We start from the raw sequence: 1151 nt of genomic DNA, 5'->3' as shown, positions 1-1151 counted from the left end.
GCTTGGGGTCAAGGGGTGAGTGCAATCGTCAGGTGGCGATGAGGTGGTCCAGGCGCTCGGCTGGGGTTGCCCAGCCGAGTGTCTGGCGGGGGCGGGTGTTCATCTCGTGGGCGACTTCGTCGAGGCCTGCCTGATCGATGCTGCGGAAGTCGTAGCTGCCTTTGGGGAAGTACTGGCGTAGCAGGCCGTTGGTGTTCTCGTTGGAGCCGCGTTGCCAGGGGCTGTGGGGGTCGCAGAAGTAGACCGGGCAGCCGGTGGCGACGGTGAATGCCGCGTGAGCGGCCATCTCGCTGCCTTGGTCCCAGGTCAGGGAGCGGCGCAGATGTGCTGGTAGACGCTGGGCGAGGTCGGTGAGCACGGCGATGACGGCTTCGGTGTCGCGGCCCTGCGGGAGGGCGCCGAGCATGACGTAGCGGGTGGCCCGTTCGACGAGGGTGACGATCGCCGAACGGCCGGCCTTACCGATGACCAGGTCACCTTCCCAGTGCCCGGGCACCACCCGGTCGTCGGCCTCGGCGGGACGGGCACTGATGTGCAGGTCCCCGATCCACGGCCGGCGACTACGGCCACCCGCGGCGGCCCGTGACTGTGGGCGCCGATCAGCTCGTCCCGAACGCAGGGCGACCTGTCGGGTCAACTCCTCGCGCAGGCTGCCCCGCGACTGAACGTAGATCGCCTGGTAGATCGTTTCGTGCGACACCCACAACTCCGGCCGGTCAGCGAACGTGGTCCGCAACCACGTGGCGATCTGCTTCGGAGACCACCTACGCGCCAGTTTCCCCCGCACCACCTGCCGCAGCCGCGTCCCCGGACCCAACTTCGACGCCTTCGACCGCCGACGCGCCGTATCCGCACGCCGCTGCGCCCACTGCGCCTGATACCCCCACCGATACGGGGCCCGTGCCCGCCCCGACGGCAACGACCGCCCGAGCGGGTTCTTCGTCCCATGCCGCGCAGAGTGATACCGGGACACCTCCCGAGACACCGTGCACACCGGCACCCCCAACAAGCCGGCGATCTCACTAATGCGCCGACCCGCACCCCACAGATGCTCCAACACCTGCCGATGCCCGAACGTCAACACACCCGGCCTGGCCACCAACACCCCCAGCACAACCAAGATCAGTTGCACTGAACCTTAGAAACCACCC

Annotated in this window: 1 protein-coding gene; it reads right to left on the bottom strand. The window is 68.2% G+C overall.

The features are described 5' to 3' along the window. Positions 1-28 precede the first annotated feature (28 nt). Positions 29-985 (bottom strand): IS30 family transposase, encoded by a 957-nt coding sequence (locus KBX34_RS33050; RefSeq protein WP_307871556.1) that lies wholly within the window; start codon positions 983-985, stop codon positions 29-31. Positions 986-1151 lie beyond the last annotated feature (166 nt).

Source organism: Micromonospora sp. M61, assembly GCF_018070245.1.
Lineage (GTDB): Bacteria > Actinomycetota > Actinomycetes > Mycobacteriales > Micromonosporaceae > Micromonospora > Micromonospora zamorensis.
Note: the sequence above shows the minus strand (reverse complement) of the source record. Positions and strands in the feature narration are given on the sequence as shown.